Here is a 16,958-nt window from a genome sequence, read left to right as displayed (position 1 = left end):
GGCTCCGTTCACCTCTCCCAAGGGAGGGGTGAATTCTCGATGCCGCGCTAACTCCACCCAAACTCTTCGTGCTCTAGCACCCCGAGCGCTGACAATGCGGATGGCCGTGCGCTAGATTGACCGGCCATCCCTTGCTTGCTCTTTCTCGGGCAGCGTCATGTCAGACGACGACAATTCTCCGATTTCGGCCGCCGCCGCCAAAGCGCTCTTTGCTGAGCTGAGAAACGCGCCTGCGCTCGTGCTTGCGGTCTCCGGCGGGCCCGATTCCGTTGCGTTGATGTGGCTCGCTGCGCGCTGGCGGCGCAGTCTTGCGCGCGGCCCGGAGCTCGTCGTCGTCACCGTCGATCACGGCCTGCGCAAGGACGCCGCACGCGAGGCGCGCGAGGTCAAGCGGCTTGCGCGCTCGCTCGACCTGACGCACCGGACGATGCGCTGGACCGGCGCCAAGCCGAAGACCGGCCTGCCGGCCGCCGCGCGCGAAGCGCGCTACCGTCTGCTCGTGAAGGCCGCGCGCGCGGCCGGCGCGACCCATGTGCTCACCGCCCACACCCGCGACGACCAGGCCGAGACGCTGTTGATGCGGCTGCTCCGCGGCAGCGGCATTGCCGGCCTGTCCGCGATGGCGCGCATCACGCAGCGCGACGGTATCGCGCTTGCGCGTCCGCTCCTCGAGGTTCCGAAATCGCAGCTCATCGCGACGCTTGCGCGCGCAAAGATCGGTTTTGCCGACGATCCGACCAACCGCGATCCGGCCTACACGCGCCCGCGGCTGCGGGCTCTGTTGCCGACTCTGGCGGCCGAAGGCGGCAACGTGCGCAACTTGGCCCGGCTCGCCGCGCGGCTCGCCCGCGCCAATGCCGCCGTGGACGTACTGGCCGACGGCGCCGAGCGCTTCCTCGCGCTGAGAGATCGCGACCGCTTGTCGCATGATGCGCCCACGCGAAGCTTTGAGGCACAGGCCTTCGCCATGCTGCCCGAAGAGGTGCGCTTGCGGCTCCTGTTGCGGGCAATCGATGCGGTCGGACACGAGGGGCCGGCGGAGCTCGGCAAGGTCGAGGCCCTGCTGGCGGCCCTCGACCGTGCCATTGCGGAGGAGACGGGCCGGCGCGCGAGTGGAACCGGTCGTGCCAGGTTCAAACAGACGCTTGCGGGCGCCCTCGTCAGCCTTTCCCGGGGGCGCATCCTGATCGCGCCGGCACCGGCCCGGCGGCATCGGAGCGGACCATGACACCGGCCCACTCCGGCCCGCCCCTCAGGACACCTTAACCAGCGCGGAAAAACCAACCCAGGCCGGCCATTATTTGAGCGGGAATCGGGCTAAGATGGGATAAATAGTCCCATCTAGTTCCCTTGGCAGTGACCGGGGTGGCACCTAAATTGTATGCAGCTAACAGAGAGGATTCCTTGGGGATTTTCTCGCACCTGCCCCAGGAATAGGGCCGCGATCCGCGCGACCACGAAGGAAGATCTATGAACGCCAATCTGCGCAATTTCGCCCTCTGGGTCATCATCGTCTTGCTGCTATTGGCGTTGTTTACGCTCTTCCAGAATCCGGGTCAGCGCGCTTCCTCCCAGGACATCGCCTTCTCGCAGCTTCTGAGCGAGGTTGACCGCGGCAATGTGCGCGACGTTGTGATCCAGGGGCCGGACATCCACGGCACCTTCACCAACGGCTCGAGCTTCCAGACCTACGCGCCCAACGACCCGACGCTGGTCAAGCGCCTCTATGACAGCAAGGTGCAGATCACGGCCAAGCCGCCGGGCGACAACGTGCCGTGGTTCGTGTCGCTGCTCGTCTCCTGGCTGCCCTTCATCGCGCTGATCGGCGTCTGGATCTTCCTGTCGCGCCAGATGCAGGGCGGCGCCGGCAAGGCGATGGGCTTCGGCAAGTCGCGCGCCAAAATGCTGACCGAGGCGCATGGCCGCGTCACCTTCGAGGATGTCGCCGGCGTCGACGAAGCCAAGCAGGATTTGCAGGAGATCGTCGAATTCCTGCGTGACCCCGGCAAGTTCCAGCGGCTCGGCGGACGCATTCCGCGCGGCGTGCTGCTGGTCGGCCCTCCCGGCACCGGCAAGACGCTGATCGCGCGTGCGGTCGCGGGCGAAGCCAACGTGCCGTTCTTCACCATCTCGGGTTCGGACTTCGTCGAAATGTTCGTCGGCGTCGGCGCGAGCCGTGTCCGTGACATGTTCGAGCAGGCGAAGAAGAACGCGCCCTGCATCATCTTCATCGACGAAATCGACGCCGTCGGTCGTCACCGCGGCGCCGGCCTCGGCGGCGGCAATGACGAGCGCGAGCAGACCTTGAACCAGTTGCTGGTCGAGATGGACGGCTTCGAGGCCAATGAGGGCGTGATCCTGATCGCGGCGACCAACCGTCCCGACGTGCTCGATCCCGCGCTGATGCGCCCGGGCCGCTTCGACCGCCAGGTGATGGTCGCGAACCCCGACATCGTCGGCCGCGAGCAGATCCTGAAGGTGCATGTCCGCAAGGTGCCGCTGGCGCCGGATATCAACCTCAAGACCATCGCGCGCGGCACGCCCGGCTTCTCCGGTGCCGACCTGATGAACCTCGTCAACGAGGCCGCGCTGATGGCGGCCCGCCGTAACAAGCGCATGGTGACCCAGGCCGAGTTCGAGGACGCTAAGGACAAGGTCATGATGGGCGCCGAGCGCAAGTCGCTGGTGCTGACCGAGGAGGAGAAGATGCTGACCGCCTATCACGAGGCGGGCCACGCCATCGTCGGCCTCAACGTGCCGAGCCACGACCCGATCCACAAGGCGACGATCATCCCGCGCGGCCGTGCGCTGGGGCTGGTGCAGTCGCTGCCGGAGACCGATCGGCATTCCTACACGCGCGAATGGTGCGTCAGCAAACTCGCCATGATCTTCGGCGGACGCGAGGCTGAAATCCTCAAATTCGGTCCGGACAAGGTGACCAATGGCGCGACCTCCGACATCCAGAGCGCGACGCGGATTGCGCGTGCCATGGTGATGGAGTGGGGCATGTCCGAGAAGCTCGGCCGCGTCCGCTACCAGAGCAACGAGCAGGAGGTGTTCCTCGGGCATTCGGTTGCCCAGAGCACCAATATCTCCGACGAGACCGCGAAGCTGATCGACCAGGAAGTCCGCAAGCTGATCGAGGACGGCGAGAACGAGGCGCGCCGCATTCTCACCGACAAGCGCAAGGACTGGGAAGCGATCGCCGAGGCACTGCTGGAGTTCGAGACGCTGACCGGCGAGGAGATCAACGATCTCATCGCCGGCAAGAAGCCGAACCGCGAGTCGGTGCTGGAGCCCTCCGGGCCGCGCACCTCGGCGGTGCCGCCCTCAGGCCGCCCGCGCCCGCGTCCCGATCCGGATCCCGGCCTGGAGCCGCAGCCGCAGGCGTAAGGCCTGTCGGCTTGCAATAATTGACCATGGGAGCGGGCGCATCATGCGCCCGTTCTTTTGTGGGCTGACAAGCTCTGAGAGGCCGCAATGCACGTCGTCGAATGCGATGTTCCCTCTGGCAGCGCGCTTGACCGAGATGCTGTCAGCCGCGCGTATTTCCACGATTCTTACCGCGCAGGACTGACCCGTCCCTCCGCCGGAATCGTCCATATCTTCTTCGCGCTGTTCGGCCACACGCCGCTCTGGATGAAGGCGATGCTGGTCGTCCGCAATGCGATCGCGAAGCTCTTCGGCTTGGAGGTGCCAAGCGTCGGCGAAATCATGAGGCCCGCCGCCAGGAGCGAATACCGCGTGGGCGACAAGATCGGACCGTGGCCGATCTATTTCATTTCCGAGAAAGAGATCGTGGCAGGGCGGAACAACAAGCACCTCGATTTCAGACTGTCGGTGCTGAAGGTGAAAGAGGGCGATGTGACGAGTGTCGTCGTCACCACGGTCTGTACCGTGCACAACGTCTTCGGGAAGATCTATCTGTTCTTCATCGTTCCCTTCCATCGCACCGGTGTTCGGACTTTGATTTCGAACGCGATTGCGGCGCAGCGTCTGTAACCGGACGGGTGGTCATGGCTGGATATTCCGGCAGGTCGACCGTGCAGAAGCTCGGCATCGAGCCGGGCTTTCGCATCTTTGTGGATGGCCCTTCGGTTGCCTATGGAGATGTCGTCGGCGAACTGCCCGATGGTGTGCGCATCGCAAAGGCGGCGAAAGCGCCGCTCGACATGGTGCATCTGTTCGCGTCCGAGGCGAAGGGCCTCGCTGCAAAGCTGCGCGGCTACCGCAAGGCGATCGCGCCCGATGGCATGATCTGGCTGTCGTGGCCGAAGAAGGCCTCCGGCGTCGCAACTGATGTGACCGAGACGGTGATCCGCGAGACCGCGCTGGCCAATGGCCTCGTCGACGTCAAGGTCTGCGCCATCGACGGAGTCTGGTCCGGATTGAAACTTGTGATCCCCGTGAAGGATCGGGCGAAGGCAACGAGATAGAAGGAGCGCGGCGAAGCGGCGAGCCGGCTAGATTCCTCGACCGTTCTGTTGACCGATCACGCAGCGCCATGCCGCCAGGCGCTCGGCGGGGTGCTGATTCATCCACTCGGCGAGTTGCGGCGCGCCCATGAGGCAGGACTGCATCGAGACCTCAGCGAAGTCCGAGGTGGTGACGATCTGCTCGTGACAATTTGCCGGCGAGGCGAGACTGCAGAGGACCGCGATGATCTTGATCACGACAGGTGGCTCCTGTCGCTGCGAGCGGCGTTGGCGCCACTGAACCCGTGACTGCTCGCGACGTTGTCCTGGTGAGCGCTGACCGGATCGGCAGGCGGAAAGATGCTGTCATAGATCGCGCGCGCCTCACGTATAAGGCGCACGCGCTCGCGCTCGGATCTCGATACAATTTGAACAACTTCGCCCATGTTGGCTCCAAACCTTCGTCAGCATGCCATCATAAGATGATGCATATCATTTAACTTGATGTGGGGTGCCGCCTTCGACTTCGAAGCTGCGCCGAGGGTCACGACCCAATAAAATGATCGTGACCGCGCTGCCGGCATCGTAGCCGGCACTTGCCCTTCTGCTGTCACCGACAAGGGCGCACTCGGAGGAAATGCCCACAGATCGCAAGTGTTTCTCCTCATAAGGCGTGCATATTTTTGGAACGATCTCGAGTTCGGTGCACGCGCCATCACCGACCGCCGCGTCGGCAGTTCTTGTGGGCGCCCTGACTTTGTCGTGGGATGAGGTCGGCATCCCGTACCGATGATGCCGCCGACGTGACTGATCGTGAACCCGCCGGTTGTTGGGATGGCGCGGCGTGAGCCTTACGTGAGCAGGCGCGGCCATCGATTGGAGAAAAGCAATGCGTGCAATCTTTGCGTTGGGCCTCTTGATCACCCTGTTTGGCTCTGCGAACGCGGCTTCGGTGCATCACGCGCACCGGTCGCACGCGAATGTTCGTCCCAATCAGGGCACGATCGCCTCAGACCCTGCTTCGGGTTTTGCCTACGCGCCGTCAGGGCCGATGATGCAGTACCGGCCAGCGCCGTATGATGGTGCCAATGAACCGTATCCGGGGGCTTCCCAGGGTTACGCGCCCGGCGAGCGACAGCGGTTTCTCGACAGCGTAAGACGAGGTGGTTAGACCACCTGATACTCAACGTGGGAACGATCACGAGGAGTGGGGTTAGCTCGTAGTACCGGCGCGTTTTGACTTGGCTGCGTTGAGCGCTTTACGCCACTGCGAAGCCCGTGTTCACGGCCTGGATGGCGTGGAAGCCGGGGCGAGCTTCTCCCAGGGTCGCTTGCCGTCCGCATCCCTATCCCACGGCCGCGTTGTTGGAGCCTTCTTGTCCTCTGCAGCCGCTTTCGCTCGATCGGCCTGGACCTGCTCGCGGTCCGTCAATTGCGGCTGAGCAGCGAGCTGAGCCGTCCGCACCGGCAAAGGGAAAGCGGTGAGCAGCGCGACAATTGCGATCCTGTTCATACGGGTTGCTAACATGTCGAGCCCGAATCTCCGATGCTTCGCTACTCCCTTCTGAGGAAGAGCCTGACTGCAGGACACATGGTCCTGCACGGGATCAGCGAATTGCCTGGCGAGCGAGACGACTCAAGCTCGATGGGGCGCCTCGCCTACTTCTTCTTTGCCGGCCCGAAATCCGGCTGCCAGGCGGTGTCCTTGCGGCTCGGCGCCGCTGCGATCACCTTGGCCTTTTCCTTCTTCGGTTTCTTGGCTTCGCGATTGCTGCGTTGCTGTCCCTTGGCCATGACGTCCGTCTCCCGTGGGGGTTCGAGTTCGTCCAGTTCGTCCGATTGCAGCACGCGCCCGCGCGGCGTGCAGATGCGCACGTCCATGTAGCCCTCGCGCAGAAGTTTTCGTGCGAGGCGCAGGGCAACGGTCGCGCTGCCACGGCCGAGATTGGCGCTGCCATGTTCGTTGATTCCCGTGACCAGATAGGGCACGCGCGTGGTCCTAGTCATTGAGGACGGCCGCGGCGCACACCAGAAGCAGAAGAACCAGTGGAACGATCACCGGCGGGACGATCCACTCCGAGGCTCGAAAACGCGACATCACACGCTCCTGCAGCTCAGTCGGCGGGAGCGCACGTGACCCTCAGTCACCGGTCGATGCCGTTGGGAAGTGCGGTGATGCGGGGACCCTACGCCTGCGGCACCCCAATAGCGAGCACTAAGAATATCGCTTGTCCGTGAGGGCTGCGCTGCGGCGTCGGTGCATATCGCGTGGCGGCGAAAATCCTGGCAATTGCCGCGCGATGGGCGCATGGTCGTCGCTACCGGTCGGTTGCGGCCCCTCTTGCAAAAGGCAGGCGTGCATGACCATCAACTCGCGGCGAGAAACCATCACGTTGCGGCGTCCGTTTGCCAATGCGCAGGCCGCGGATGCGCGTGGCGCCAATGACTGAGCAGCCGGTTGATCTCGACAAGCATCGCGGCATGGCGGCGCAGAAGGCGACGGACCTGCGCCGCGCGCTCGCCGAAGTCGAGAGCAATGTCAGGCAGCTCCGCGAGCGTGAGGCCGATCTCGAAAACCGCCTGATGACGGTCCCCGCCGCGTCATGGCCCGAGGCGGCAACGAAGGCGCGCTATCTGCTCAACCTCTACGCCGCGAGCCTGCCCGCGGAAGACGCGCCATCGCGCCCTGGTGTCAGCGCTGTTCGACGATTTCGCGCGGCTCAATGGCGAGAGCTGAGGCGATCACGGTGGCACGGTCAGCGAACTGAAAAGCGATTATGCCAGGAAGCCGTCACGTGGAGGAGTAGGTCATGACGCTCACCAGCGGCCACTATATCGGCCACGAAGACGACCGGATGATCGTCCTGTTCTCGATGCGCGATGCCGGCGAGGAAATTCCTTGCGCAATCTCGACCTCCGCGATGGATTATCTCGAGCGCGGCCCGCAGGTCCGTCCCGAGCATCGCGAAGCCCAGTTCATCCGCCTGCGCGACCGCATCGAAGCGCGCGCGGCCAGCAAGTATCGAGCGACGAAACTTGAAGGAGACCCCCGCGGGATCATGCTGCGAGGCAGCGATTTCAGGGCGTAGGGACTCTGCGATGCTAGGTGCGTTCCCTGCTGGCGATCTCCGGCAAAGGCTGCTTGCGCTCCGGAAGTTTCTTCTTCGGGGGCGCTGGAAGCAAGCCTTCCCTGATCGCCTGCTTCCGAGCGAGCTTGCGGGCCCGGCGAATGGCCTCGGCTTTTTCGCGTGTCTTTCTCTCCGAAGGCTTCTCATACGAGCGTCGCTGTTTCATTTCCCGGAAGACGCCTTCGCGTTGCATCTTCTTCTTCAGAACACGCAGCGCCTGGTCGACATTGTTGTCGCGGACAAGTACCTGCAATTGAAACTCCTCGATGGGCTGCGAACCGGAACAGGCCTGCACGCAGCCATGGCGCAGGGGGGCGTTGCGATTGTGAGAATGAGAGTAGCGGCGTTTGTCTTCGCCAGCTTGCAACAAGCGAAACTGTTCATCATGGTGACACAGTTCGGCAGAGCCACCGGACCACTCCCGCACGGCTGTGTCAATCGATAAAGCCCTCCCTCACGCGTCGACAGGCCCCGTTCAACGTTGCTCTTGATCGGGCATCAGAGCTGCCCAACTGAAACAAATCGGCCTCCTCCCTTGTAAAAAGGCAGAATGCGTGTATATTCACCGCATTCGATTAGCCGCTGTGCCTTGTTGAACGCGCCCGCGGGCTCCTTTTCCAAAGACATCGACGAAGTTGAACGTTGCCGCGTGATTGTCATGCGGAACGCGCTTGTGCGCTTTGGAGAAGAAAATGACGACAGGTACTGTTAAGTGGTTCAACGGCCAGAAGGGCTTCGGGTTCATTCAGCCGAACGACGGCGGCAACGATGTGTTCGTGCACATCAGTGCAGTCGAACGAGCCGGTCTTTCGGGTCTCGCCGAGGGCCAAAAGGTCAACTTCGAGGTCAAGACCGACAAGATGCGGGGCAAGGTCAGCGCTGAGAACCTCTCGCTGGCTTGAGCTCCTTGTGCCGTTTCACGGATGTACTGAAACGGTCATGCTGCCCGCTCGATCCCCGGATTGAGCGGGTTTTGCCCTTTGCAAAACGGGGTGAAGGATGAGCGCCAAGAAATCGGCAGAACCGTCACCCGAAGTCATCGAGCGTCTGAATCGCCGACGATTGGCCGCTGAAGACGGAGCGCGCGCATTGGCGGATGTCGAAAGGCAGGCCATTGAGGTTCGGAAGAACATGGCGCGACTTCGAGAGCTCCGCGAGACCAGGGAAGCCGCCGATGCAACTCGTCGAGCGTCGTTGCCGGCGCCCTCGCCAAGGAAGCGCACGAGGACGTTGCCGCGATAGTCGGTTTTGACGCCCGTCGATGAATTTGCCGAGGACGAGTCATATGCCGGAGGGTGCGGATCGTGCCTAGAGCCAAGTCAGACGGCGGCGGAACGATCACTTTTGCTCTTGCGCTCGGCGCAGCGCGACAAATGTGCAGACTTACGACAACGTTTCAGACCGACAAGCAAGCCTTCAGCTATCTTCACAAGTACCGGAAAGAGTTCGAGCACATGGCGCGAGCGCGCCTCGCTGCAGGAGAGCTTGAACACGGGATCGTCGTGCTCTCGATGCTCTAGGTCGCTGCCGGCGTGCGAGCAAGACGCCGCGCTATTTGGCAGCGTCTTTCGAGTTGGCTTCACGTGCCAGGCGCTCCGCCTTTAAGCGCTCGCGATTTTCGTGAATGGATTGCTGCGCCTTCGCGTAATCGGTCATTGGTTTTTCACGCTTGATCGCCTTGAAGGCATTATTGGCTTCCCGCAGGTGGCGGGCATTCGTTTCGTTCTTGATCATTTTACCTCCGGTCACCAGGCTAGTTTGAGGAGACTGACAAGCAGTCCTGACAGGCATATCGCGAGCGCCATATCGACGAGCAGGAGTAGCCCAGCATGAGCGCTCGGGTTCGATCTCACCTTGTCAATTCCTCACCTGCTGCTGCGGCAGAATTGCTCGCCCTGTCGACAACAATCGACCGACTCTTCAACGGCACTAATGCGAGGCATGACCGTCAACTCCCCCGCGGTGCATCTGTTCCATGTTGTCGGGTCCGCGCTTTGACGGAAGCCGACGCTCGTGAGCACAGGTGCTGGCGGAAGGGTCGCCAGCGCAGCGGCGCGGATTTCCGCGGCAGTTTCCTGCTGGCGCCGATTTGTCCCGACGCGCCAGCGGTTTGGCGGAATTCACCCCCAAAACCGTCTGCTACCGTGCATGGGGTTGTTTTCGCACTTTGGCGGGTACGAGGCGCGAAGCGTCGTCGCTTCAGTGCGACGTCGCCTCCGCGGCCTGCGCGCCGTCGCGGACGTGGATCACCGCGATGTCGTCCGCATAGATCCGCTTCCAGCCACTGATGTGGTCGAGCACCTGGGCGGCCGGCGCGTCCGCAACCAGCAGAGTGGCGTCGATCCGGTGCTCCTCGAGCAGGCGCGTCAGATTGTCGAGCTTCTTGGCTTCCACCGCCTTGAAGAAGTCCATCACGAAGGTCTCGCCATAGAGCTCGGCGCGGCCGTCGACGAACACCGGAATGTCGCGCGAGATCAGATAGCCGCCGAACTGGTAGGCGTTGAAGATGCGCTGCGCCTTGCGCTGCTGGAGGAGGTCGACGGCGGCGACCGGCGTCTGGTTCATCGTGAAGGTGAAGCGGTGATGGCCCATATAGATCGCGGTCGAGGTCCAGGCCGCGGCCACGATCATCAGCGCGCCAAGCGCTGTGACGTAGCGCGCCGGCCAGGTCTCGCCTTGTTCTTCCGGCTCGGCGAGCGGCGCCAATCCGCCGAGCGGCTTTGCCAGCACCAGCGGCACCAGGAACGCGAACGCCTCGATGCTCCTGACATGGGTGAGCGCCATCCAGGTAAGCAGCAGGATGAGCAGGATGCGCGGCGGCGAGAGCACGAGGCCGCGGTAAAAGCCGATCGCGATCAGGCCGAGGAGGGCGCCTTCGAACGCGGAGAACGTTGCGAAGTTCGCCGGCATCCATTCGGAGATCACCGACAAGAGTTCGCCGAGATTGAGGATGTTGGTCGCGCCGAGCAGCGTCCGCCAGCCATAGGGCGTGATGCAGGCCGCGACCAGCGCGGCGACGCCGAAGACGAACCAGCGCAGGAACAGCGGGATACGTTTGCTGGGCTCGACGGTCCAGACCGCCTCCAGCGCCATCGGGCCGATCAGCGCTAGCCCAAGCACGAAGCCGCCATGCAAATTCGCCCACAGCGACATCAGCGGCAGCCAGAGCCATGACGGCGCGCGCCTGCGATCGGCCGCAATCATCAAGAGGCCGACCCAGGCCACCATCACAGGCAGCGCCAGGATGTGCGGCCGCGCCAGGAGATGATGCAGCGACAGGAACAGCGCCAGCATCGCAAACAGCACCGAGCGCGGAATCTCCAGATGCGCGTCGAGCAGATAGACGAAGATCGCGGCCGACAGCGCGATCGCGAACGTGGTGAGGATCACCGGCCCCGCCCAGCCCCATTGTGCGAAGGAGAGTGCGTAGAGAACCTGCGACAGCCACGAGGTCGAGATCCACGGCTGCCCGTAGCGCGTGAACGAATAGAAGTCGGTATAGGGCAGGGCGCCGTGATCGAGGATCCATTGCCCGATCTTGATCTGCCAGAACGAGTCGGAGTCCTGCAGCAGCGTGTCGCCGACATAGAGGAAGAACAGATAGGCGCCTGCGCCGACGCACAGCGGCACCAGCGCGCGCGCGCGGCTCTGCGTGGCGATGCTGTTGGTGAAGGAAAGGGACATGCCGCCTCGTCGTCGTCTTTTCTGGTCCGCAGCCGTTTGGCCGGCATTGGACCATGGCGGTCAATAACTTCCAGTAAACCGGAGCCATCGATCCCGGATGTTTCCGGACCATTTAACCGATTGTTTTAGATTTCAGTTTACCATCGGCGAATACACGCAAACCGGTTTGTGTTTCCGCGATCGAATTAACTGCGGTGCAATTCTTTGGCTTTACGGTCGTTTTCATGGTCAGGCGGCGCTGGGAAGCCAAGAGACCAGACTAGTTGTAGCCTTGTGTACTTTTGGAGCTATCTATGAAGAACCTCGTCGCGCGCTTCGTGAAGGATGAATCGGGCGCCACCGCTATTGAATACGGCCTGATCGCCGCCGGCATCGCGCTGGCCATCATCACCGTCGTCAATAACCTCGGCACCACGCTGAACGCCAAGTTCGGCTCGATCTCGTCCAGCCTCAAGTAAGCTGGATCGATCTGGAATCAAAAGAGCCCCGTCTCGGACGGGGCTCTTTTCGTTTGTGCCGACGTGATCGGCCTCGATTGCGCGCGACGCGCAATCAGCCTGTTACGACTTCATGCCGAGGCTGGGCTGCAGGACCGGCGAGATCTGCGTGGCGGCCTGTGAACGGGAAAACCATTCCAGATAGCGGTTCACGGCCCAGATCGAGGCGGCCGCCACCGCAATGCCGCCGAAGACGTCGACCATGTAGTGGGCGCCGATCACAGGCGTTGCCGCGATCATCAGCAGATTGAGCGCGGCCGCGATGCCGCCGACCCAGCGCACCGGCCACAGCGCCCACATATAGAGCACGGCCGATGCGGCGTGGAAGCTCGGAAACGAGACGACGCCGGAGAGCTTGAGAAGCTCGAGCTCGTGCAGGCTTCCGTCGCGCAGCGCGAGGATGTCGCGCAACTGTCCGGCATAGATCGAGGTGTTGACGTTGGGGAAATGCGCCGCCGGCAGGTGCAGCCCGTAAAAGGTGCCGATCGCCGGCACGAAGGCCGAGATCGCAATCGTGACCGCAAGCGCAAGGCTCATCGCCAGCATGAACGTTTGCAGCCGCACGAAGCGCCCGGTCAGCGACAGCACGATGGGAATGAGAAGCAGCGGCCACTTGATCAGGCCGTAGCCGCGCGACAGCACGAGGGCGAGCCAGGGATGATCGTTGACGAAGCGCGCGATCGCTTCAGGGTCCATGCCGAGCGCGCGATCGATGGCGAGCAGCGCGTGGTCCTGCAACGGCCATTCACTCGCGCATGCGACATAGCTCAGCGGCCCGACGATCGCACAGACGAGAATGACCTGCCCGATCGTGCCGAGCGAGAAGATCAGCTTCGGGTCGGCGAGTTCATCCCTGATGAGCCAGTGACGATACGCGATCGCGACAAGGGACATTGCGATCGCCGTCGTTACGCCAAAGGCGATCGGCTCCAGCGTGAAGTCGGTGAGGAGAATGGCAAGCGCGAGCAGGCCGCCCATGACGATGATGGGAAGCCAGTTCACATGGAAAAGCTGCCAGGCAGTTTTGGCGTCCGTATCGACCATGCCGCACCAAGGATGGGTGCCTTACAGTTGCGGGACTCCGTTTAAGACGGCGGTAAGAATTGTGGTCATTTGTTAACGAATGAAATGGCTCCATTTTTAGCCATCCCGTCCTCACGACGCCCCCAAGGCCTGTCGAAGAGCCCTGTCGAATTTGCGCCTTGTCATCGGGCGTGAATAGTTGTTCAGTTCTTGCGGGCGATTTGCACCAAGAAGTAGTGCAAGAAACTAATCAAAGAGCGTTCGGCCAAAGCGGTGGCCCGGCGCGGGGACGGGAAGCGCGCCATGGTCTACCGGCGGACGCATCAAGTGGTTAAGCGCCTTGCTGCCCGGCGCAGCGCCATTTTGGCGGCGGCGCGCGAGGCGGCGGCCGAAGGCGGCATGGTGGCGGTGCAGATCGCGCCGGTTGCGGTCCGGGCCAATGTCGCGGCCGGAACGGTCTATCGCTATTTCCCCTCCAAGGCCGACCTGATCTCGGAACTGATCGGCGAAGTCTCCCGCGACGAGCTCGCCGCGATCCGCAGGGCGGCCGATGCCGCCCCGGGCCCGTCCTCGGCGCTCGCGGCCGCCGTCACCACCGTGGCGGTCCACACCCTGTCCCAGCGCAAGCTTGCCTGGGGCATCTTGGCCGAGCCCGTCGATGTCGATGTCAGTGCCTCGCGCCTGGCCAGCCGGCGCGAGATTGCCGGTGAGATCGCCTCCCGCATCGATGCCGCCGTGCGCGCCGGGCACCTGCCGGCGCAGGACACCGCGCTCGCCGCGACCGCGCTGCTCGGCGCGCTCCATGAAGCCCTGGTCGGGCCGCTTGCACCTGACAATCTCGAGGATCCGGCAAAACTCCGGGACGCCGTGCAGACCGTGACGCTGCTCGCGCTGCGCGCCGTCGGCGTCATGGACGCCCGCGCCCGCGGCCTGGTGGTCCAGCAGACGGTATTGCCGGCCGCGAAGGCGCTGGTTGGGGCTTGAGCAGTCATTAGATCCGGGTTCGGCTGCGCGCGCCGCGCGGACACCCCGGAACGACGGGATTAGATGTTCGCGTCGCCCTCGGGACCGACGGAAGCGATGCGCACCATGTTGGTGGTGCCGGGAATGCCGAGCGGCACACCGGCGACGATGATCACGCGCTGGCCGGCACGCACAAAGCCGTCGCGGAACGCGATCGAGCCGGCGCGGCTCACCATGTCGTCCTGGTCGCGCGCGTCTTCCGCCACCACGCAGTGCACGCCCCAGACCACCGCAAGCCTGCGCCCCGTGGTCATGTTCGGCGTGATCGCCACGATCGGCGGTTTTGGCCGCTCGCGCGCCACCCGCACCGCGGTCGAGCCCGAGCTGGTCCAGCAGATCAAGGCCGGCAGATCCAGCGTCTCCGCCATCTGCCGCGCGGCATCCGCGATGGCATCGCCTGCCGTGCTTTCCGGGGTTGGGCGCTGCGCCATGATCACGTTCCGATAGGTCGGATCGCGTTCGACCTCCTCGCCGATACGGTTCATGGTCGAGACCGCCTCGACCGGGAATTTGCCGGCCGCCGATTCCGCCGACAGCATGATGGCGTCGGCGCCTTCGTAGACGGCGGTCGCGACGTCGGAGACTTCGGCGCGCGTCGGCACCGGTGACTGGATCATCGATTCCAGCATCTGCGTCGCGATCACCACCGGCTTGCCGGCGCGGCGCGCCATCCGCGTCATCTGCTTCTGCAGGCTCGGCACGCGCTCCAGCGGCAGCTCGACGCCGAGATCGCCGCGCGCCACCATCAGCGCATCGGAGGCCTCGATGATGTCGGCGAGGCGATCGATCGCCTGCGGCTTCTCGATCTTGGCCATCACGGCGGCGCGACCGCGGATCATCTTCTTGGCCTCGATCACGTCGTCGGCGCGCTGCACGAAGGACAGCGCGACCCAGTCGACGCCGGTGACCAGTGCGGCCTCGAGATCGGCGCGGTCCTTCGGTGTCATCGCCGAGACCGGCAGGTCGGTGTCGGGCAGGCTGACGCCCTTGCGGTCGGACATCTTGCCGCCGACCACGACCCGCGTCACCGCGTGCTCCTTCGAGGTTTCTTCCGCGATCAGCCGGACCTTGCCGTCGTCGAGCAGCAGCGCATGGCCCGGCCGCAGCGCGGCCAGGATCTCCGGATGCGGAAGCTGGACGCGCGTGGCATCGCCCGGCGCCTTGTCGGAATCCAGCGTGAAGGTATGGCCGTTCTGGAGCTGCACCGCGCCTTCGGCAAACGAGCCGAGCCTCAGCTTGGGTCCCTGCAGATCGACCAGAATGCCGATGGGACGGCCGTAGCTGGATTCGACATTGCGGATGGTCGCCACCAGCTCCCGCATCTTGTCATGCGGGGTGTGGCTCATATTGATGCGGAAGATATCCGCGCCGGCCTCGAACAGGCGGCGGATCATCGCGAGGTCCGAGGAGGCGGGTCCGAGCGTCGCGAGAATTTTGATACGGCGTAGGCGCCTCATGGCTTGCTTCCGGGCTGGGCTGGCGGGAGGCCAGGCGAGCCCGGGGGCGTACCACCCGGCGCAGCATTGGGCAAACCCGGCACGCCGCCGCCAGGGCCCACCGGGCCCGGCAGCCCTGGCACGCGCTGCTGTGCCGGCTGCTCATTGGCGTCGGTGAGCTGCACCGTCCAGGCGCGCTGCTCGCCGGTGTCGACCTCGAAATAGCCGGTCCGGTCATAGCCGCGCGCCAGGCAGTCCTCGGTCCCGCGGATCGTGAACTCCTTGTCGCGCGAGCACATGAAGGCCTGGCCTGACCATTCGCCGCCGCGGTCGTAGTCGATCGCGTAGATGTAATAGAAGCGGGCGACCAGCGTGCCGCGCAGCAGCGTTTCGCAGGTCCGCGAGGAGATGTTCCACCAGCCCTCGGTGGTCCAGCCCTCTGCGTCCTTGTAGCCGAGCGCGATGCCGACCCGGCTGGAGGTGTTGTTGCAGAGGCGGAAGTCGGCCGAGGCCGGACTCGTCGACAACCACAGCAGCACGAGTGCCAGCACCGGGATGAGGCCGGCGAGCAGGGTGGACGGACGTCGGGCGAGGGCGGGAGATTCGGCAATCATTGTCGCGGAGAGGTATATCAGATCATTGACGGTGTCGCGTAGCCGCTGGAACTTGCCTGGAGGGGCCTGTTTGCGCTGCGATATGGCAAAATCTGTGACAAGGCCCACCTAATCCCGTAGGGGGTAGGTCCGGATACCGAGATCACCGGTCAAGGATTTCAGCCAGGGATTTCAGCTATGGCGATCGACGACAAAACCAGAACAGAGCTCGAAGCCGCCGCTTTCCGGCGCCTGGTCGAGCATTTGCGCAGCCGGACCGACGTCCAGAACATCGAGCTGATGAATCTCGCCGGCTTCTGCCGCAATTGCCTCTCCAACTGGCTGAAGGACGCCGCCGACGCCAAGGGTGTCGCGCTGAGCAAGGACGAGAGCCGCGAGGCGGTCTACGGCATGCCCTACGAGACCTGGAAACAGAAGTACCAGGGCACGGCCACGCCCGAGCAGATCGAAGCCATGAAGAAGGTCCATCCCGGGCACTGATCGGGTGCCATTGGCTGTCCGGCGCGAGAGCTGAGTCGTCCGCCCGGACAAGCGGTTTTCGGACCTCGCCGCAGGAAGGTGTGGGCGCGCTGTGGACGAGCGCGATGCTGCCTTGACGGAACGGCCGCCAAACCTAAGGGTCAAACCAGCACGCGCGGTGCAACGATGCCGGCGTCATTCTCAATTGCCAGTTCCATTAGGAGTTCGAGATGGCCATGGCCACCGCCGTGAACGAAGAAGCGCCCGCAACGAAATTTGCCAAGGATCAGCTCAAGTCCATCATCGAGCGCATCGAGCGGCTGGAGGAAGAGAAGAAGGCGATCTCCGACGACATCAAGGACGTCTATGCCGAAAGCAAGGGCAACGGTTTCGACGTCAAGGCGCTGCGCACCATCGTGCGCCTGCGCAAACAGGATCCGAACGAACGCGCCGAGGCCGAGACGATCCTCGAGACCTATATGCAGGCGCTGGGGATGCTCTGAAGCGGCGCCTCAGGCATCACTGCCGTAGCCCCGATGCAGCGCAGCGAAATCCGGGGGTTAGGGCACGCGGTAGGAGGCGTCCCGGATTGCGCTTCGTTGCATCCGGGCTTCTGTAACGGGCCTTGGTTAGTCAATCCCTTTTTGCGTCATCCTCTCGCCGGGTACTTGCTTCTGTA

The 16,958-nt window shown here is 63.7% G+C and carries 21 protein-coding genes and 1 pseudogene; 13 read left to right on the top strand and 9 right to left on the bottom strand.

Annotation, left to right across the window (positions count from 1 at the left end; all coding sequences use genetic code 11):
- Positions 1–157 precede the first annotated feature (157 nt).
- The 4 genes from tilS (at position 158) to JQ632_RS29440 (ending at position 4,436) form a co-directional block, all read left to right on the top strand.
- Complete coding sequence (gene tilS, locus JQ632_RS29455) at positions 158–1,228, top strand: tRNA lysidine(34) synthetase TilS (protein WP_212406150.1); 1,071 nt, start codon at positions 158–160, stop codon at positions 1,226–1,228.
- A gap of 242 nt (positions 1,229–1,470) precedes the next feature.
- On the top strand, positions 1,471–3,393 hold the full coding sequence (ftsH, locus tag JQ632_RS29450) for an ATP-dependent zinc metalloprotease FtsH (protein WP_212406149.1): 1,923 nt from the start codon (positions 1,471–1,473) through the stop codon (positions 3,391–3,393).
- Between the two features lie 87 nt (positions 3,394–3,480).
- Complete coding sequence (locus tag JQ632_RS29445; RefSeq protein WP_212406148.1) at positions 3,481–4,002, top strand: DUF2867 domain-containing protein; 522 nt, start codon at positions 3,481–3,483, stop codon at positions 4,000–4,002.
- A gap of 14 nt (positions 4,003–4,016) precedes the next feature.
- On the top strand, positions 4,017–4,436 hold the full coding sequence (locus tag JQ632_RS29440) for a DUF3052 family protein (protein WP_212406147.1): 420 nt from the start codon (positions 4,017–4,019) through the stop codon (positions 4,434–4,436).
- Positions 4,437–4,463: 27 nt separating this feature from the next.
- Here the strand turns inward: JQ632_RS29440 and JQ632_RS29435 are convergent, their stop codons facing one another.
- The 3 genes from JQ632_RS29435 to JQ632_RS39710 form a co-directional block, all read right to left on the bottom strand.
- Complete coding sequence (locus JQ632_RS29435) at positions 4,464–4,673, bottom strand: hypothetical protein (RefSeq protein WP_212406146.1); 210 nt, start codon at positions 4,671–4,673, stop codon at positions 4,464–4,466.
- On the bottom strand, positions 4,670–4,861 hold the full coding sequence (locus JQ632_RS29430; protein WP_212406145.1) for a hypothetical protein: 192 nt from the start codon (positions 4,859–4,861) through the stop codon (positions 4,670–4,672). The genes JQ632_RS29435 and JQ632_RS29430 overlap by 4 nt, the downstream gene beginning before the upstream one ends.
- A 1,213-nt stretch (positions 4,862–6,074) precedes the next feature.
- On the bottom strand, positions 6,075–6,422 hold the full coding sequence (locus JQ632_RS39710; RefSeq protein WP_249152616.1) for a hypothetical protein: 348 nt from the start codon (positions 6,420–6,422) through the stop codon (positions 6,075–6,077).
- Positions 6,423–6,857: 435 nt separating this feature from the next.
- Between JQ632_RS39710 and JQ632_RS29420 the strand changes: the two are divergent.
- Together JQ632_RS29420 and JQ632_RS29415 are read left to right on the top strand one after the other, a co-directional pair.
- A pseudogene (locus JQ632_RS29420) lies at positions 6,858–7,152 on the top strand (hypothetical protein).
- A 73-nt stretch (positions 7,153–7,225) separates the two neighbouring features.
- Positions 7,226–7,504 (top strand): DUF1488 domain-containing protein, encoded by a 279-nt coding sequence (locus JQ632_RS29415; RefSeq protein ID WP_212406144.1) that lies wholly within the window; start codon positions 7,226–7,228, stop codon positions 7,502–7,504.
- Between the two features lie 13 nt (positions 7,505–7,517).
- On the opposite strand, the gene rpsU is transcribed toward JQ632_RS29415, so the two are convergent.
- A complete protein-coding gene (gene rpsU / locus JQ632_RS29410) occupies positions 7,518–7,796 on the bottom strand; it encodes a 30S ribosomal protein S21 (protein ID WP_212406182.1) in 279 nt (92 codons plus the stop codon).
- A 439-nt stretch (positions 7,797–8,235) separates the two neighbouring features.
- Here rpsU and JQ632_RS29405 point away from each other — a divergent pair, with 439 nt between their 5' ends.
- The 3 genes from JQ632_RS29405 (at position 8,236) to JQ632_RS39700 (ending at position 9,063) form a co-directional block, all read left to right on the top strand.
- On the top strand, positions 8,236–8,445 hold the full coding sequence (locus JQ632_RS29405; protein WP_212406143.1) for a cold-shock protein: 210 nt from the start codon (positions 8,236–8,238) through the stop codon (positions 8,443–8,445).
- Positions 8,446–8,542: 97 nt separating this feature from the next.
- Positions 8,543–8,785 (top strand): transcriptional regulator, encoded by a 243-nt coding sequence (locus tag JQ632_RS39705; protein WP_249152615.1) that lies wholly within the window; start codon positions 8,543–8,545, stop codon positions 8,783–8,785.
- 53 nt (positions 8,786–8,838) lie between these two features.
- Complete coding sequence (locus JQ632_RS39700) at positions 8,839–9,063, top strand: hypothetical protein (protein WP_312015676.1); 225 nt, start codon at positions 8,839–8,841, stop codon at positions 9,061–9,063.
- 31 nt (positions 9,064–9,094) lie between these two features.
- On the opposite strand, the gene JQ632_RS29395 is transcribed toward JQ632_RS39700, so the two are convergent.
- Positions 9,095–9,277 (bottom strand): hypothetical protein, encoded by a 183-nt coding sequence (locus tag JQ632_RS29395; RefSeq protein WP_212406141.1) that lies wholly within the window; start codon positions 9,275–9,277, stop codon positions 9,095–9,097.
- Between the two features lie 465 nt (positions 9,278–9,742).
- Positions 9,743–11,227, bottom strand: coding sequence for a hypothetical protein (locus JQ632_RS29390; RefSeq protein WP_212406140.1), 1,485 nt, complete (start codon positions 11,225–11,227; stop codon positions 9,743–9,745).
- A 293-nt stretch (positions 11,228–11,520) separates the two neighbouring features.
- Between JQ632_RS29390 and JQ632_RS29385 the strand changes: the two genes are divergently transcribed.
- Positions 11,521–11,685, top strand: a complete 165-nt coding sequence (locus tag JQ632_RS29385; protein WP_212406139.1) for a Flp family type IVb pilin — start codon at positions 11,521–11,523, stop codon at positions 11,683–11,685.
- A gap of 102 nt (positions 11,686–11,787) precedes the next feature.
- Here the strand turns inward: JQ632_RS29385 and JQ632_RS29380 are convergent, their stop codons facing one another.
- A complete protein-coding gene (locus JQ632_RS29380; protein WP_212406138.1) occupies positions 11,788–12,768 on the bottom strand; it encodes a phosphatase PAP2 family protein in 981 nt (326 codons plus the stop codon).
- Positions 12,769–13,050: 282 nt separating this feature from the next.
- Between JQ632_RS29380 and JQ632_RS29375 the strand changes: the two genes are divergently transcribed.
- Complete coding sequence (locus JQ632_RS29375; RefSeq protein ID WP_212406137.1) at positions 13,051–13,731, top strand: TetR/AcrR family transcriptional regulator; 681 nt, start codon at positions 13,051–13,053, stop codon at positions 13,729–13,731.
- A 59-nt stretch (positions 13,732–13,790) separates the two neighbouring features.
- Here the strand turns inward: JQ632_RS29375 and pyk are convergent, their stop codons facing one another.
- A complete protein-coding gene (pyk, locus tag JQ632_RS29370) occupies positions 13,791–15,227 on the bottom strand; it encodes a pyruvate kinase (RefSeq protein WP_212406136.1) in 1,437 nt (478 codons plus the stop codon).
- Positions 15,224–15,820 carry a DUF1036 domain-containing protein gene (locus JQ632_RS29365; protein ID WP_212406135.1) on the bottom strand — a complete coding sequence of 199 codons (597 nt, stop codon included), beginning with the start codon at positions 15,818–15,820 and terminating at the stop codon, positions 15,224–15,226. The genes pyk and JQ632_RS29365 overlap by 4 nt, the downstream gene beginning before the upstream one ends.
- A 177-nt stretch (positions 15,821–15,997) precedes the next feature.
- Here JQ632_RS29365 and JQ632_RS29360 point away from each other — a divergent pair, with 177 nt between their 5' ends.
- Positions 15,998–16,300 carry a DUF1244 domain-containing protein gene (locus tag JQ632_RS29360; RefSeq protein ID WP_212406134.1) on the top strand — a complete coding sequence of 101 codons (303 nt, stop codon included), beginning with the start codon at positions 15,998–16,000 and terminating at the stop codon, positions 16,298–16,300.
- Positions 16,301–16,509: 209 nt separating this feature from the next.
- Positions 16,510–16,782: a DUF2312 domain-containing protein gene (locus JQ632_RS29355; protein ID WP_140982040.1), complete on the top strand. Its 273-nt coding sequence runs from the start codon at positions 16,510–16,512 to the stop codon at positions 16,780–16,782.
- The last annotated feature ends 176 nt before the right edge of the window (positions 16,783–16,958 follow it).

It is taken from the genome of Bradyrhizobium liaoningense, from assembly GCF_018130955.1.
Taxonomy (GTDB): domain Bacteria; phylum Pseudomonadota; class Alphaproteobacteria; order Rhizobiales; family Xanthobacteraceae; genus Bradyrhizobium; species Bradyrhizobium liaoningense_C.
Note: the sequence above shows the minus strand (reverse complement) of the source record. Positions and strands in the feature narration are given on the sequence as shown.

Coding starts and splice junctions, on each gene's coding strand:
- JQ632_RS39710 (WP_249152616.1), bottom strand. CDS start 6,422: ATGACTAGGACCACGCGCGTGCCCTATCTGGTCACGGGAATCAACGAA.
- ftsH (WP_212406149.1), top strand. CDS start 1,471: ATGAACGCCAATCTGCGCAATTTCGCCCTCTGGGTCATCATCGTCTTG.
- pyk (WP_212406136.1), bottom strand. CDS start 15,227: ATGAGGCGCCTACGCCGTATCAAAATTCTCGCGACGCTCGGACCCGCC.
- JQ632_RS29415 (WP_212406144.1), top strand. CDS start 7,226: ATGACGCTCACCAGCGGCCACTATATCGGCCACGAAGACGACCGGATG.
- JQ632_RS39705 (WP_249152615.1), top strand. CDS start 8,543: ATGAGCGCCAAGAAATCGGCAGAACCGTCACCCGAAGTCATCGAGCGT.
- JQ632_RS29355 (WP_140982040.1), top strand. CDS start 16,510: ATGGCCATGGCCACCGCCGTGAACGAAGAAGCGCCCGCAACGAAATTT.
- JQ632_RS29440 (WP_212406147.1), top strand. CDS start 4,017: ATGGCTGGATATTCCGGCAGGTCGACCGTGCAGAAGCTCGGCATCGAG.
- JQ632_RS29395 (WP_212406141.1), bottom strand. CDS start 9,277: ATGATCAAGAACGAAACGAATGCCCGCCACCTGCGGGAAGCCAATAAT.
- JQ632_RS29445 (WP_212406148.1), top strand. CDS start 3,481: ATGCACGTCGTCGAATGCGATGTTCCCTCTGGCAGCGCGCTTGACCGA.
- JQ632_RS29430 (WP_212406145.1), bottom strand. CDS start 4,861: ATGGGCGAAGTTGTTCAAATTGTATCGAGATCCGAGCGCGAGCGCGTG.
- JQ632_RS29380 (WP_212406138.1), bottom strand. CDS start 12,768: ATGGTCGATACGGACGCCAAAACTGCCTGGCAGCTTTTCCATGTGAAC.
- JQ632_RS29375 (WP_212406137.1), top strand. CDS start 13,051: ATGGTCTACCGGCGGACGCATCAAGTGGTTAAGCGCCTTGCTGCCCGG.
- JQ632_RS29365 (WP_212406135.1), bottom strand. CDS start 15,820: ATGATTGCCGAATCTCCCGCCCTCGCCCGACGTCCGTCCACCCTGCTC.
- JQ632_RS29405 (WP_212406143.1), top strand. CDS start 8,236: ATGACGACAGGTACTGTTAAGTGGTTCAACGGCCAGAAGGGCTTCGGG.
- JQ632_RS29385 (WP_212406139.1), top strand. CDS start 11,521: ATGAAGAACCTCGTCGCGCGCTTCGTGAAGGATGAATCGGGCGCCACC.
- JQ632_RS29390 (WP_212406140.1), bottom strand. CDS start 11,227: ATGTCCCTTTCCTTCACCAACAGCATCGCCACGCAGAGCCGCGCGCGC.
- JQ632_RS29360 (WP_212406134.1), top strand. CDS start 15,998: ATGGCGATCGACGACAAAACCAGAACAGAGCTCGAAGCCGCCGCTTTC.
- tilS (WP_212406150.1), top strand. CDS start 158: ATGTCAGACGACGACAATTCTCCGATTTCGGCCGCCGCCGCCAAAGCG.